The organism is Bacillus sp. WC2507 (genome assembly GCF_052656125.1).
In genome coordinates, this window is record NZ_JBQXPN010000001.1 from 2,156,642 (window position 1) to 2,172,264 (window position 15,623).

The 15,623-nt window shown below is 34.4% G+C and carries 14 protein-coding genes; 13 read left to right on the forward strand and 1 reads right to left on the reverse strand.

Annotation, left to right across the window (positions count from 1 at the left end):
- Positions 1–62 precede the first annotated feature (62 nt).
- From ACUN28_RS11490 to ACUN28_RS11535, 10 genes are all read left to right on the forward strand, one after another.
- Complete coding sequence (locus tag ACUN28_RS11490) at positions 63–956, forward strand: ABC transporter ATP-binding protein (RefSeq protein WP_016086834.1); 894 nt, start codon at positions 63–65, stop codon at positions 954–956.
- Positions 949–1,755, forward strand: coding sequence for an ABC transporter permease subunit (locus tag ACUN28_RS11495; RefSeq protein WP_016086835.1), 807 nt, complete (start codon positions 949–951; stop codon positions 1,753–1,755). Before ACUN28_RS11490 ends, ACUN28_RS11495 begins: the two co-directional genes overlap by 8 nt.
- Before the next feature lie 49 nt (positions 1,756–1,804).
- Positions 1,805–2,176 (forward strand): VOC family protein, encoded by a 372-nt coding sequence (locus ACUN28_RS11500; RefSeq protein WP_016086836.1) that lies wholly within the window; start codon positions 1,805–1,807, stop codon positions 2,174–2,176.
- A gap of 127 nt (positions 2,177–2,303) precedes the next feature.
- Positions 2,304–2,837: an RNA polymerase sigma factor gene (locus tag ACUN28_RS11505; protein ID WP_016086837.1), complete on the forward strand. Its 534-nt coding sequence runs from the start codon at positions 2,304–2,306 to the stop codon at positions 2,835–2,837.
- Positions 2,838–2,849: 12 nt separating this feature from the next.
- Positions 2,850–3,848: a hypothetical protein gene (locus ACUN28_RS11510; RefSeq protein ID WP_016086838.1), complete on the forward strand. Its 999-nt coding sequence runs from the start codon at positions 2,850–2,852 to the stop codon at positions 3,846–3,848.
- Between the two features lie 17 nt (positions 3,849–3,865).
- Positions 3,866–4,903, forward strand: a complete 1,038-nt coding sequence (locus ACUN28_RS11515; protein WP_016086839.1) for an LCP family protein — start codon at positions 3,866–3,868, stop codon at positions 4,901–4,903.
- 347 nt (positions 4,904–5,250) lie between these two features.
- Positions 5,251–6,963: a peptide ABC transporter substrate-binding protein gene (locus tag ACUN28_RS11520; protein WP_016086840.1), complete on the forward strand. Its 1,713-nt coding sequence runs from the start codon at positions 5,251–5,253 to the stop codon at positions 6,961–6,963.
- 373 nt (positions 6,964–7,336) lie between these two features.
- A complete protein-coding gene (locus ACUN28_RS11525; protein WP_000728453.1) occupies positions 7,337–9,043 on the forward strand; it encodes a peptide ABC transporter substrate-binding protein in 1,707 nt (568 codons plus the stop codon).
- Positions 9,044–9,346: 303 nt separating this feature from the next.
- Positions 9,347–11,053, forward strand: coding sequence for a peptide ABC transporter substrate-binding protein (locus ACUN28_RS11530; RefSeq protein WP_016086841.1), 1,707 nt, complete (start codon positions 9,347–9,349; stop codon positions 11,051–11,053).
- 112 nt (positions 11,054–11,165) lie between these two features.
- The gene (locus tag ACUN28_RS11535) at positions 11,166–11,885 is read left to right on the forward strand and encodes a class I SAM-dependent methyltransferase (RefSeq protein WP_016086842.1); all 720 of its coding nucleotides are present in this window, start codon (positions 11,166–11,168) and stop codon (positions 11,883–11,885) included.
- A 40-nt stretch (positions 11,886–11,925) separates the two neighbouring features.
- On the opposite strand, the gene ACUN28_RS11540 is transcribed toward ACUN28_RS11535, so the two are convergent.
- Positions 11,926–12,321: a hypothetical protein gene (locus ACUN28_RS11540; protein ID WP_016086843.1), complete on the reverse strand. Its 396-nt coding sequence runs from the start codon at positions 12,319–12,321 to the stop codon at positions 11,926–11,928.
- A 136-nt stretch (positions 12,322–12,457) separates the two neighbouring features.
- Between ACUN28_RS11540 and ACUN28_RS11545 the strand changes: the two genes are divergently transcribed.
- The 3 genes from ACUN28_RS11545 to ACUN28_RS11555 all read left to right on the forward strand — a co-directional run bounded on the left by ACUN28_RS11545 (position 12,458) and on the right by ACUN28_RS11555 (position 15,560).
- Positions 12,458–12,793, forward strand: a complete 336-nt coding sequence (locus ACUN28_RS11545) for a hypothetical protein (RefSeq protein WP_016086844.1) — start codon at positions 12,458–12,460, stop codon at positions 12,791–12,793.
- A 71-nt stretch (positions 12,794–12,864) separates the two neighbouring features.
- Positions 12,865–13,203 carry a VOC family protein gene (locus ACUN28_RS11550; protein WP_016086845.1) on the forward strand — a complete coding sequence of 113 codons (339 nt, stop codon included), beginning with the start codon at positions 12,865–12,867 and terminating at the stop codon, positions 13,201–13,203.
- 257 nt (positions 13,204–13,460) lie between these two features.
- Complete coding sequence (locus ACUN28_RS11555) at positions 13,461–15,560, forward strand: vWA domain-containing protein (protein WP_016086846.1); 2,100 nt, start codon at positions 13,461–13,463, stop codon at positions 15,558–15,560.
- Positions 15,561–15,623 lie beyond the last annotated feature (63 nt).

Below are 15,623 nucleotides of genomic sequence, written 5' to 3' on the forward strand. Positions count from 1 at the left end.
ATGAGGAGTACAATGATTTTGAAATATCACATATTAAATATTTCAAAAAATGAGGTGGAATTATGATTTCAGTTCAAAATGTCACAAAACAGTTTTCAAATGGAAAAGGTTTGTTTCATATAACCTTTGATGTAAAAGAAGGAGAAGTTTTTGGCTACTTAGGACCAAATGGTGCCGGGAAATCCACAACAATTCGTAATTTAATGGGATTTATAAAACCGACAGATGGAAAATCATCAATTTTCGGATTAGATTGTTGGAATGAAGCAGCGAAAATTCAAAGACAAGTCGGATATTTACCGGGAGAAATTTCTTTTATTGAAGGAATGAACGGATTAGAGTTTTTAAAGTTAATGCAAGGAATGCGTGGGCTAAAGGATACGAAAAGACGTGATGAACTAATAGAACGTCTGCAATTCGATGTGAAAACACCGATTCGAAAAATGTCTAAAGGAATGAAGCAAAAAGTAGGAATTGTTGCTGCTTTTATGCATGATCCGGAAGTGTTAATTTTAGATGAACCGACATCGGGACTCGATCCACTTATGCAGCAAGTGTTTATAGATTTAATATTAGAGGAAAAGCAAAGAGGAAAAACGATTCTTATGTCTTCACATATATTCACGGAGATTGAGCGTACATGTGACCGAGTAGCGATTATTAAAGATGGGCGCCTTGTAACAGTTGAAAATATTCATGATTTACAAAGCATGAGACGACAAGTGATAGATGTAACAGTATCGTCGCAAGAAGAAATTGAGTCTCTTACAAAGTGTGATTTGCAATTTGAAGCGGTGAAAGGTAGAGAAGCATCGATTATTGTACAAGGAAACTATCAAACGGTTTTACAAACACTTTCAAACTATAATGTAACGGCACTTCAAACGAGAGCAATGGATTTAGAACATTTATTTATGCATTATTACGATAAGAAAGAAGGGGTAAAGCATGAATAAGCAATTGTTTTTAGCTAGTTTGAAAGAGACACAAAAAAGTATTTTGAGTTACGCAACTGGTGCAGCTCTTTATTTATGGTTATTAATTTGGATATTCCCTTCAATGGTATCAGCGAAAGGGTTAAATGAATTAATAAGTGCTATGCCTGATAGTGTGAAAAAAATTGTTGGTATGGAAAGTCCAATTCAAAATGTGATGGATTTTTTAGCTGGTGAGTACTATAGTCTATTGTTTATTATCATATTAACAATTTTTTGCGTTACAGTTGCGACACATTTAATGGCACGGCATGTAGATAAAGGAGCGATGGCATATTTATTAGCGACACCTGTATCTAGAGTACAAATTGCAATCACGCAAGCTGCTGTTCTCATATTGGGACTACTGATTATTGTATCTGTTACGTATGTAGCGGGTATAGTAGGTGCAGAATGGTTTTTACAAGATAATAACTTAAATAAAGAACTATTTTTGAAGATAAATATAGTCGGGGGGCTCATATTTTTAGTTGTTAGTGCGTATTCGTTTTTCTTTTCTTGTATATGTAATGACGAAAGAAAGGCACTGAGCTACTCAGCAAGTTTAACTATCTTATTTTTCGCATTAGATATGGTAGGTAAATTAAGTGATAAGTTAGAGTGGATGAAAAGTCTATCGTTATTTACACTGTTTCGTCCAAAAGAAATTGCTGAAGGAACGTATAATATATGGCCGGTAAGTATAGGTTTAACTGCTGGAACTCTTTGTATTTTCATCGTAGCGATTGTGGTGTTTAGGAAGAGGGATTTACCGTTATAGAGTAGAAAGTCCACTATATGAGTGGACTTTTTTGATGAGGAGGAAACGAATGAATCATTTGTTCTGGGTTCAGTTATATGTAAATGATATTGAAAAATCAATATTGTTTTATGAACAAATAATTGGTTTAAAGTTGTATAAAAGAAGTATGCATGCAGCACGATTCAATCACGATCAGTTTTCTCTATTACTAGCTAATGATTATACATTGAATGAAAATCACTATTTTTACAATCGAAAAGAAATGAAGGGAAATGGCTTTGAACTAATTATCGTTGTCGACCGACTTGAAGATGTATATGAACGTTGTAAAGAGAAGGGATGCAAGATACAAGAAGAGATTCAAACATATTCATGGGAGATGAGAGGATTTAAAGTTGTAGATCCAGATGGATATTTCTTAAGGATTACGTCTGAGTAAAGGTGAACATGAAGAATGTTTACCTTTTTTTATGAAAATATTCAAAAAAATGAACCTTTTTCTAGGCTCATCCGTCTAATACATGTAAAGTTAAATTTGAAGTGAGGATGAAACAGGAGGAGCAATTGTGAAAGTAATCCCTTTATATAAAATGATTATAAAAGAAGAAACCGATGTTTCTTTAGCGAAAAAAGGTGATCATGAAGCGTTTATGGCGCTTATACATACAGAAAAAGTGAAGATGTACCGAATAGCAAAGGCTATGTTACGTGATGAGACAAATATAGAGGATGCGATACAGACGACAATTTTAAAAGCCTATGAAAATATAAAAAAATTAAAGAAAGAAGAGTTTTTTCAAACTTGGTTAATTCGAATTTTAATGAATGAGTGTAACAATATTATTAGAGCGTATAAAAATATAATTGTGACAGAAGAGAATGATTACAATATGAGCGCGTGTGATCAGTATGAAGATATAGATTTGTGTAATGCGATTCAATCGTTACATGAAGAATTAAGAGCTGTTACGGTGCTGTATTACTATGAAGATATGAATCAAGATAGCATTGCGAAGCTTTTAGAAATACCAAAAGGAACAGTGAAATCGAGATTGTCGCGCGCGAGGGAACAACTACAGAAACGATTAAAGATGGAATAGGGGGTGCAAAGGATGGATGATGAAAAATTATTTGATGAGAAATTAAAAAAGAGAATAAAAGAAGAGAATGTTATAGTGCCGCCAGAGTTAAATGAAAAGATTAATGGTACACTACATAATCTTCCGGTAAAAAAGAAAGGTTACAGAGTTTATATGGTGGTTATAAGTGCTGCTGTTCTAGCGCTTTCTATTGTGTCTATGTCGGAGTTTTCTGATCAAATTTTTGCTCAAAACGGCGGAGTATTTGAATATGTAAAGAAAAAGGCGTTTTCGGATTATGAAAATGAAGAGGAAATGAAATCGAACGTAAATTATCCAGAGAAAGAAAAGATTCATGAAAAGATGCTAGATTCCATTGATCATTTTAAAAATATTTCAGGACAATTTGAGGAATATTCTAGTTCGTCAAGAATTGCTACAACATACAAATATACGATTGATACGGAGGAACAAAGAGGTATCTCTTCGAAAGAAGATAAGCTATCGAAAAAACGAACACTTATATATAACGAGGGCAAGAAAAAAGAATTTGATGATGAGAAGTATACATATAAAGAGACAAAATGGAGCTCGAAAGAAAGAAACAATGAACTATTAAAATTAAATCCTACGGAAAGGTTATTGAGAAAATCGGGTGAGAAAAAAAGATATGATGATGAATATGTGGGATTCGCGAAGTATAGTATTCAATCAGAATTTGCGGATCTATTAATTCGATATAAAGATTGGAATTATAAAGAAACGAAGTATCTTGGACTGGATTGCTACAAAATAGAAGGGACAATAAATATAGAAATGCCTGTAAGTACATCTGAAGATTTAAGAGGGAAATTTGAAATGGTTGTAGAGAAAAATACAGGGATTATGCTCAAGTTCCTTAGTTTCCACGAAGGTATGATTCAATATTCAATCACGACCGAATGGATACAAATAAACAAAGGATTGAAAGAGAATGCATTTCAAAAGGAAAGCGCTAATTATGAGAAATTGAAAAATATATTAGATGAATAGAAAACGGAGGAAACGATATGGAGAATCACTCTTCTTCAAGAGAAAAGAAAAATAAGCGAAAATATAAAAAGACAACAATAATAAGTGTATTGTTAGCAATATTACTATTTGGCGGAGTTGGATATGGTACTTACGTATATATGAAAACTTCTAATCTCGTACAAAAATCAAATGTTAATTTAGCACGTGGTGAAAAATCAAAATTACGTGAGGAAACTGTAAAACCGATCACCAATAATGTTTCACTTTTAATTATGGGAATTGATGAAAATCCAGAACGACAAAAGGAGTATAATGGTGCATTTCATACAGATGCACTACTGTTAGCTACTTTTAATAAAGATGATAAGACTGTGAAATTAACGAGCATACCACGTGATACATACACATATGTACCAGTAGAAAAGAAAAAAGATAAAATAACGCATGCATATGGAAGTGGTTTCGTTAAAAATGGTAAAGATGGAGGACCGCAAGCTTCAGTGGAAGCGGTAGAAAAATTGTTACAAGTGCCTGTTGATTATTTTGTGAAGTTTAATTTTAATGCATTTACTAAAATTGTGGATGGATTAGATGGGATTGAAGTAAATGTCCCAGTTGAATTTACAGAGCAAAATAGTAAAGATGAACCTGACGCAATCCATTTGAAAAAAGGACTACAAACATTAACAGGGGAAGAAGCACTTGCACTGGCAAGAACGCGTCATATTGATAGTGATGCAATGAGAGGTCAGCGTCAACAGCTTGTTATTGAAGCGATGTTAAGTAAATTAAAAAGTGTAGGATCAATTACGAAGCTAGAAAAAATAGTTGAGGCAGTTGACGGCGATTTTAAAACAAACTTAGTAATGGATGATATTTTATCTTTTTATAAATACGGTTTAAACGGTTCAGTTGAAAAAATACAATTAGCTGGTGATGATTTATACTTACCTAACGGTCCAAATGGGAATCGTGTATATTATTATAACCCTAATAAAAAAGATCTACAGAGTTTGAGTAATACTCTTAGAACACATCTAGGATTAAGTGAAAAGCAGATTGAGGAGAATTAAAGCAGGCATAATGTCTGCTTTTTTATTTTTGTAGAAAAGAGCTTTGTTACGATATACATTATTTATTAACAATAATTTACAAGTGTTTTATAGTGGAAGGATATAAAGGTTATTAAATCAATGCATAGAATTCAATGAGATATAGTGTTTCAAAAGATTATGGAATTTTTATGAATATTACTGTAAAAAAATAATTTTTTAAAAATTTTCAATAATAACACTTTACAAAACTCAAAAAATTAGTAGAATAATAGTTAATAAGAATCTTCTGATAAATATATAAAGAAAAACAGAATTATCAGAAAATTCTTAAATGAGAGCGTTAAGAATTAGGGAGGGTACAGAAAGTGAAAAAGAAAAAAATCAAAAAATTAACAGCAGTTGTAGCACCAGTTTTAGCAATGAGTATGGCATTAACAGCATGTTCTACATCAGGTGGAGATAAGAAGACAAGCACAAACTCTAGCTCTGGCGGAGATAGCAAATCAGAAGAAAAATTAGCAGCGAAACAAGTACTAAATCGTACTGAAACAAATGAGATTCCGACAATGGATACTTCTAAAAATACCGATACATTAGGTTCTCAAATTTTAGGGAACACAATGGAAGGTTTATATCGATTAGATAAAGATAACAAACCAATCCCAGCTGCGGCAGAGTCAAGCACGAAGAGTGAGGATGGTAAAAAATATACATTCAAATTACGTAAAGATGCAAAATGGTCAAATGGTGATCCTGTAACAGCGAAAGATTTCGTATATGCATGGCAACGTCTATTAGACCCAAAAACAGCTGCTGAGTATGCATTCATTGCATTCCCAATTAAAAATGCAGAAGCCGTTAATAAAGGGGAAAAACCTGTAACAGAACTAGGAGTAAAGGCAGTAGACGACCTTACTTTTGAAGTTGAATTAGAACAAGCAGTACCATACTTCTTAAACTTAGTAGCATTCCCATCGTACTATCCATTAAATGAGAAGTTCGTAAAAGAAAAAGGGGATAAATACGGTTTAGAGTCTGATACAACAGTATATAACGGACCGTTCGTTCTTACTGATTGGAAGCACGAGCAAGGCTGGAAACTAAAGAAAAACGATCAATATTGGGATAAAAAGACTGTAAAATTAGATGAAATTAACTATAGTGTAGTAAAAGAAGTAGCTACAAGAGTAAACTTATATGATACAAATGCAATTGATTTCGCGCTATTAACAGGTGAATTCGTTGATAAGTATAGAAGCAACAAAGAAGAGTTTGGCACATACTCACAAGTAAGTACTTACTTCTTACGTATGAACCAAAAACGTGGTGGACAAGATACACCGTTAAAGAGCCAAAAATTACGTGAAGCAATCGCATTATCAATCGATAAAAAGAATTTAGCAAACGTTATTTTAAATGATGGATCTAAGCCTGCGGACTTCTTAGTACCAAAAGGATTAGCAACTGGACCAGACGGTAAAGACTTCCAAGAAACATTTAAAAACGGTATCAAACCAGATGCGAAAAAAGCAGCAGCTGCATGGGATGAAGCGAAAAAAGAACTTGGAAAAGACCAAGTTACAATTGAGCTATTAAACTATGACACTGGTAATGCGAAAAAAGTTGGGGAATATGTAAAAGACCAAATCGAGAAAAACTTAAAAGGTGTAACAGTTAACATTAAACTTCAGCCATTCAAACAAAAACTGAAATTAGAAACAGAGCAAGAGTATGATTTATCATATGCTGGTTGGGGACCTGACTACGCTGATCCAATGACATTCTTAGATATGTTCCAGTCTAATCATTCTCATAACCAAATGAGCTTCGCTGATTCAAAATATGATGATATGATCAAAAAAGCTGGTGGAGAATTAATGGGTGACGCGAAGAAACGTTGGGAAGAGCTAGGAAAAGCTGAGAAATTACTTCTTGAGCAAGATGTAGCACTTGTACCTTTATACCAACGTGGTGATGCATACGTTCAAAAACCAAATGCAAAAGGCATCGTTCACCATAACATTAGCCCAGAGTATAGCTTCAAGTGGGCATATATGACTGAAAAAGATGGAAAATAATTTTTAAGCAGTGAGGCTATATTTAAGTGGATGTATATAAGTTTCTTAGCTTATTTTGTAGTGAGAATCTCGTTGTCCACAATAGAAAGATAAAATGATAGAGCATTCCAAAAGTAGACTATTTACTTTTGGAATGCTCTTTTATTATGGGGTTAAATGTAAATGAACCCATAGATATAAATAATTTGTATAGTAACAATTGTGAAAAATACCTTTTACTATCACAAAAAAATAATTTTTAGAATATTTTAAAAATAACTTTACAAAAACAGAAAAGTTAGTAGAATATTAATTAATAAGAATTTTCTGATAACTAGTTATTAGAAAATCTCTCAAAATTAGTTTCGTACATATAATTGGGGAGGGTACAAAAATGAAGAAAAAGATGAAAAAGTTCACGGCGGTTGTAGCGCCAGTTTTAGCGATGAGTATGGCGTTGACAGCGTGTTCTGGATCTGGTGGGGAGAAGAAAACAACTACGACGTCTAATGGTGGTGGGGAAGAGAACAAATCCGAAATTAAATACGCAGCAAAACAAGTATTAAATCGTACAGAGAATCAAGAAATTCCGACGATGGATACGTCTAAATCTACTGATACGTTAGGGTCACAAATTTTAGGGAACACGATGGAAGGATTATATCGTCTTGATAAAGATAATAAGCCAATCCCAGCTGCTGCAGAATCTAGTACGAAAAGCGAGGATGGCAAAAAATATACATTTAAATTACGTAAAGATGCAAAATGGTCAAATGGTGATCCTGTAACAGCGAAAGATTTCGTATTTGCATGGCAGCGCTTACTCGATAAAAATACAGCGTCAGAATACGCATTTATTGCTTACTATATTAAAAACGCAGAAGCAATTAATAAAGGTGAAAAACCTCTAACAGATTTGGGGGCAAAAGCAGTAGATGATTATACACTAGAGGTAGAATTGGAAAAGCCAGTACCATATTTCTTGAATTTACTAGCATTCCCGTCATACTATCCGTTAAATGAAAAATTCGTAAAAGAAAAAGGCGATAAGTACGGTTTAGAAGCAGATACAACGGTGTATAACGGGCCGTTCGTGATGTCTTCATGGAAACATGAACAAGGATGGCAGCTAAAGAAAAATGATAAGTATTGGGATAAGAAGACTGTAAAATTAGAAGAAATTAACTATAGTGTAGTGAAAGAAGTTGCGACGAAAGTAAACTTATATGATACAGGGTCAATTGATTTCACACTACTATCAGGAGAGTTTGTAGATAAATATAAATCGAACAAAGAAGAATATGGCGAGTATGCAGAATCAAGTACATTCTTCTTACGTTTAAATCAAAAGCGTAACGGACAAGATACGCCGTTAAAGAGCAAAAAGCTTCGTGAAGCAATTGCATTATCGGTTGATAAAAAAGGACTGGCAAACGTTATTTTAAATAATGGTTCAAAAGCAACAGATCAATTAGTACCAAAAGGACTTGCGACAGGACCAGACGGTAAAGATTACCAAGATACATTTAAAAATGGTCTGAAATATGATCCGAAAAAAGGTGCAGCAGCTTGGGAAGCAGCGAAAAAAGAACTTGGAAAAGATCAAGTTACAATTGAATTACTAAGCTATGATGATGGAACTGCGAAAAAGATTGCTGATTATGTTAAAGATCAAATTGAGAAGAATTTAAAAGGTGTAACAATTAATACAAAAATTCAGCCGTTCAAACAAAAATTAAAATTAGAGACTGCACAAGATTATGAAATTTCTTATGCAGGTTGGAGTCCAGACTATGCGGATCCAATGACATTTATTGATATGTTTGAATCGAAGAGCCCATATAACCAAATGAGTTATTCAAATGCAAAATACGACGAAATGGTACAAAAAGCAGGTAATGAATTAATGGGTGATGCGAAGAAGCGTTGGGAAACGTTAGGGAAAGCAGAAAAATTATTCCTTGAAGAAGATGCTGGACTAGTTCCTTTATATCAAACAGGAAGAGCGTATGTAATGAAACCGAATGTAAAAGGAATTGTGAAACATAACATCAGTCCGGAATATAGCTTTAAGTGGGCGTATGTAACGGAAGAGAAATAAGAAAAAAGAGCGTTTGAAAAATATATTATTTATTTTTTTAAACGCTCTTTTACTATTCAATTAAATTTAAATAGATAGAGAAGAATAAGAGAAGTGGTACTTACATATAGTAGATGGGGGAGAATTCGTATAGTAGTAATAGATTGTAATTAATTTAAAAAAATTAATTATTATGAATGTTCCTTAAAAACTTTACAAATTGTGAAAAAATAGTAGGATGATAATTAGTAATAATTTTCTGATAATTTAAATTAGAAATCTCTCAAAGTTAGTTTCGTACATATAATTGGGGAGGGTACAAGAATGAAGAAAAAGATGAAAAAGTTTACGGCGGTTGTAGCGCCAGTTTTAGCGATGAGTATGGCGTTAACAGCGTGTTCTGGATCTTCTGGTGGGGAGAAGAAAACGACAACGACATCTAATAATGGTGGAGAAGAGAAGAAATCTGATATTAAATATGCGGCAAAGCAAGTGTTAAATCGTACAGAAACGAATGAAATTCCGACGATGGATACTTCCAAAAATACAGATACACTTGGCTCACAAATTTTAGGGAATACAATGGAAGGTTTATATCGCCTTGATAAAGATAATAAGCCAATCCCAGCTGTAGCAGAATCTAGCACAAAAAGTGAGGATGGTAAAAAATATACATTCAAATTACGGAAAGATGCAAAATGGTCAAACGGTGATGCTGTAACAGCGAAAGATTTCGTATTTGCATGGCAACGTCTAGTAGATCCAAAAACAGCTGCTGAGTATGCATTTATTGCTTACTATCTGAAAAATGCAGAAGCGATTAATCAAGGGAAAGCAGAAGTTGCTACATTAGGTGTAAAAGCGGTAGATGATTATACGCTTGAAGTGGAACTAGAAAGACCGGTACCGTATTTCTTAAACTTAATGGCATTTGCGTCATACTATCCATTAAATGAAAAGTTTGTAAAAGAAAAAGGGAATAAATTTGGTTTAGAGTCTGATACAACAGTATATAACGGACCGTTCGTTCTTACTGATTGGAAACATGAGCAAGGCTGGAAATTAAAGAAAAATGAGCAGTATTGGGATAAAAAGACTGTCAAACTAGAAGAAATTAACTATAGCGTAGTAAAAGAACCAGCTACTAGAGTAAATTTATACGATACAGGAGCGATTGATTTCGCCCTTTTATCAGGAGAATTTGTTGATAAGTATAGAAATAATAAAGAAGAGTTTGGGGCATATTCGGAAACAAGTACGTTCTACTTACGTCTAAATCAAAAGCGTGGTGGGCAAGATACACCGTTAAAGAGTAAAAAATTACGTGAAGCAATTGCATTATCAATTGATAAGAAAGCTTTAACGAATGTTATTTTAAATGATGGTTCAAAACCAGTGGACTATTTAGTAGCAAAAGGTTTGGCGAGTGGACCAGACGGTAAAGATTTCGCAGAAACGTTCAAGAATGGTTTAAAACAAGATTCCAAAAAGGCAGCGGCAGCTTGGGAAGAAGCGAAAAAAGAACTTGGAAAAGATCAAGTGACAATTGAACTGTTAAATTATGATACTGGTAATGCGAAAAAAGTTGGGGAGTATGTAAAAGATCAAGTTGAAAAAAACCTAAAAGGCGTGACAGTAAATATTAAACTGCAACCATTTAAGCAAAAGTTGAAATTAGAATCAGACCAAGATTATGATTTTTCATATGGTGGCTGGAATCCAGATTATGCGGATCCAATGACGTATCTTGATATGTTTGAAACGACAAACTCTCAGAACCAGATGAGCTACTCAAATTCAAAATATGATGACATTATTACTAAAAGTAAGACAGAATGGATGGCTGATGCAAAAAAACGTTGGACAGAGTTAGGAAAGGCTGAAAAAATATTACTTGAAGATGATGTAGCGCTTGTCCCTTTATATCAAAATGCTCGATCATATGTAATGAAACCAAATATAAAGGGAATTGTGAAACATAATATTAGTCCGGAATATAGCTTTAAATGGGCGTATGTAGAAGAGAAATAAAAAAGATAAAAGCATTTTCAAGTTGCGGTATTGCACTTGGAAATGCTTTTTTATGTGCACTATTTATTGATGGGTGAATATATGTATTATAGAAAATTTAAAGGAGAATTCTATGAAACGAAATACTTACATCGATTTCCTAGCTTATTACGGAATAGGAAGTGCCCATCCTGGTGGTTTTACGTTAACAAAACAATTGTTAGCACAATTGCCTTTTAGACAGGGGGCGAATGTCCTTGAGATAGGTTGCGGCACAGGGAAAACAGCGGCGTATATGACAAAAGAATGTGGTTATAAAGTAACAGCAGTTGAAAAGAATGAAATTATGATTCAAAAGGCGAAAGATAGATGGTCATTTGAAGGATTAGACATTCAATTAATTGAAGGAAATGCAGAGCAATTACCTTGTTTGTATGACTCATTTGAGTTCGTACTCGGAGAATCGATACTCGCTTTTACAGAGAAAGAAAGGGTTATCTCGGAGTGTTATCGTGTATTACAGAAGGACGGAAAGCTTGTTGTGATTGAAATGATTATTGATAGACACATTGAGAAGAGTGAAGAAGAAACGATTTCCAGGTTATATGGGATGAAAGAATTATTAACTGAGATTGAGTGGGTACAATTATTTCAGAAAGCAAACTTTAAGCGGGTTACAATTGCTGGTGGTGGTACAATTGCGGAAACGATCTCTGGCTATATAGAAGAGCCGGAATGGAATGTATCATCATATATTCCAAATGAATTATATGATGCGTGGGTACAGCATGAAAGTGTAAGGCTTATGTATCAACATGTTTTAGGACACCGCATATTTATATGTGAAAAATAAAGCAAAAGAGTTGGCTAAAGGTAGTCAACTCTTTACTATGTTAAATGAAAAATAATGCAGCTAAAGTAATTCCGAAAATGAAACCAAATCCGAGTTCAACACCCCAACCGCCGTCGCCCCAGCCGCCGCAACCACCACAACCACGACCGCCACATCCACAGCTACTAAAACCACCGCCGCAACCACCACCGCAACCAAATCCGCAACTATCACATCTGCTAAGGCCGCCGCAAAGATCACAACCACCGTTTGCATATGCGTCGTAGTATCCGAATCCAGTGTCAAAAGATGAGCGCTGTTGCACTGGTTCAATCCATACAGAGCTATTTGTCACATCAATTATTTTCCCTAAATGAATGCGGCCATCACGATCTTCAATGCGAACGACTTTACCGAAATAACGTTGGCATGTATCATAACATTTTTGTCTATGCATGTTCTTTCCTCCTTCCCCATTACAGTAATACGATATGTAAAGGGGACAAGTGCGGCTTGTACGAATGCCCTATCTATCATAATTGTTATAGGAAAGGGGAAATATAGGAAGAGGATATAGCAAGGAGGAAAAGGCAATGAAATCTACAGATCAGTTTCAGACATACGAAGTACCGTGGGAAGAATTTATTGAAGCGTTGCGAGAGGAAATGAAGAAGCAAGTAGGGGCAGATATTATTGATACAGTAGTTTGTAATTTAGAAGATGGTTTTGAAGTGTATACATATGTGCAGGGGGATTTGGATTATGAATATAAGGAAGCGCTTGAAAGGAAATACGGGAGTGATGCAAAGACTCCTAATTTGTTAACGATTATGTTATTAGCTAGTATTTATAGCGCGAGTGAGGAGAATATACGCTTGCATGCGGATCATAAAGATAATCCGATTGTTGAAGTGTATGTGAAGCAATGAAACACGCTGTGAAAGGCGTGTTTTTTATTTTTATGATAAAATGTTAGAAAATTAAGAAAGAAGGTGATCGGTTGGGAATTAAACATCTTAATTTAACAGTTGCAGATGTAGTAGCTGCGAGAGAGTTTTTAGAAAAGTATTTTGGCTTAACTTGTAGCGGAACAAGGGGAAATGGCTTTGCGGTTATGCGTGATAATGGTGGGTTTATATTAACGTTAATGAAAGGGAAAGACGTACATTATCCGCAAACATTTCATGTAGGGTTTCCTCAAGAAAGCGAAGAACAAGTAAATAAGATGAATCAAAGATTGAAGGAGGATGGATTTTTGGTCGAACCTCCTAAACGTGCACATGCGTATACATTTTACGTTGAAGCACCTGGTGGATTTACAATAGAAGTGATGTGTTAAGTCAAAAATCAAACTTTTTGTTAAGTGTTTTTAAAATAAAAAGTAGGAAAAGTCTGTATTAAGTGTAGAGCTTAAACAGGCTTTTTTACTTGTATTATCGGATAGAAAACGCTAGAAGGAATAATATTCAGCGTATATAACTGTTTACATAATAAAGTTATAGTGTGTTAGTTGTCCTAAAATACAAGTCATATATCTTGTTTCCTCTCATAAATTTAAACATAGGAATTTGTCTACAAAGGTGGCGAAGCCTCATCATGAAAATTCGAATTTGTGCCACATTCATGTTGTTTCTATTTATTTGGTTACATCCTTTTTGGACTTTTGCAAAAGGAGAGGAGGCAAAGGAAAGGGTCGTTTCACTTGTATATGATGATTCGGGCAGCATGAGAAATAACGATCGCTGGAAATATGCCAATTACGCTTTGCAAAGTTTAGTTGCGCTATTAGATGAAAAAGATAAATTTTCTTACGTTCCAATGAGCAAGCCAAATGATCCATTAAACATTTCGTTAACGAAGGATAAGAGACAAACGGAAATTGAGGGAATTGGAGCATGGAAAACGTATTTAAATACTCCGTTTAGCGCAGTAGAAACGGCGATGCAATCTATAAAAAAGGAAGCCGATATAGATGGAAAACGTGAATTTTGGCTTATTGTCTTAACTGACGGGGCATTTAATGATTTAGAGAAAGATAAGGTTGGTGGAAAAGAACAAATTACACAGAAGTTAGCACAGTTTAAGAAAGAAATGGATGTAAAAAAGATATCGTTACATCCAATTTTAATTACGATGGAAGAGGATTTAGGGCAACAAGAGAAGGCGCAACTCAATACGTTTAAAGAAATATGGAAGAAAGAGATAAATGGAGTTACGATGCCATCTAGTGGAGAGGATGGTATTGTAAAAAGCGTCAATCAAGTGGCAGCATTAGTTGCAAATCGCGATCCGTTTTCCTCTGTTGAATCGATTGTAAAAACGAAAGTAGTAGGGAAAAAAGTAGAGATTACAACACCATTTCCATTAAAGCGTATGACGCTTGTACGACAATCGCCTTCTTTGTCTAATTATCAGGTCACACAAATTTCTAAACCATTACAATTACAATCTTCTTTTTCCATACATGCACCAGGAGAAGCGAAATTATTCGGAAATATAGTTCATATAAGTACGGAAAATGAGGAAGTTATTAAACCAGGAACTTATACGATAGAAGTGGACCAGGATATTGAGAAAGAAGGGTTACAAGTACTTGTTGAACCGGCGCTTAATTATATGGTTTCTACTTATGACAAAGAAGATCAGGATAGAAAAAACGTTGAGGAAATGTATGAAGGTGTGACAGCTGTTATTGAAGCAAAGCCTACTGAGTTGCCAGTTCAGTCTTCTTACTTCCAGGCAGAAGTAGAAATAGACGGAAAGCAATATGCGATGAAGTGGGACGATAAAAGACATGTGTTTTATTACGAAGCTAAGCTTACTAAAGGATTAGTACGCGGGAAAGTTCATATGAACATAAAAGGATTTTACAGACAGACGAAAGAATTTAAAGTCGAAGTAACGGAAAAACCAAAATTATCACTGCAAACTATTACGAAAGATTATGAAGAAAAAGTAACAAATTTAGAGAATAGTAAACCCTTTATTATACAACCACAGTTAGATGGTAAGCCGATGACAGAAGAGGCTGTAAAAAAACTAACAAAATCTACTGGTGTCACATCTAAACAATCAATCAACTATGAAATAAAACAACATGGTAATCAAATTTATATTTATCCTCGACCTCATTACTCCGACACATTCAATTTTACAGATACCGGCACCGTAGAAGCTACCATCACTATACAGGATTCAAAATTACAAGAAGTAAAGAAAAGTATTTCACTTCATATTCAAAATGCACCGTTTTATGAAAAATATGCGCTTATCTTTAAGTTTGTTATTCCTATCACTTTATTACTGTTAGTAGTAGGAATAATCGTTTTAGGGTGGATTGTTCGTCCAAGATTTCACCGGAAAGCACTATTGTATTACGAATGGGATCAAGAGGTAGCGAAAGATTGGTTATATCAATCTGAGCCAGAATTACTTAAAAATAAATGGTGGAAACATTATTTTGGTATCCCGTTTAGAGCGGAAAGGAAGACTGTACAATCCGTTACATTTATAGCAAAGAAAGGATCGAAATCGATATTGGTAGCGAAAGAGTCACAAGTAGTAGGAATGATTATTGATGGGATGTTTATAACACAGGATGAGGTTGGAATGGAACATAAGACACTGTATCCAAATGAACTTTTAGTAATTGATAGAGGGTATGGTAAAGAGATTTACAGGTACGAGTGTGAATAGTAGATAGGGCAAAGAAAGGGGGGGCTATAGTTTTCCCTCCTCTTTTCAAACAAGCAAGAATAG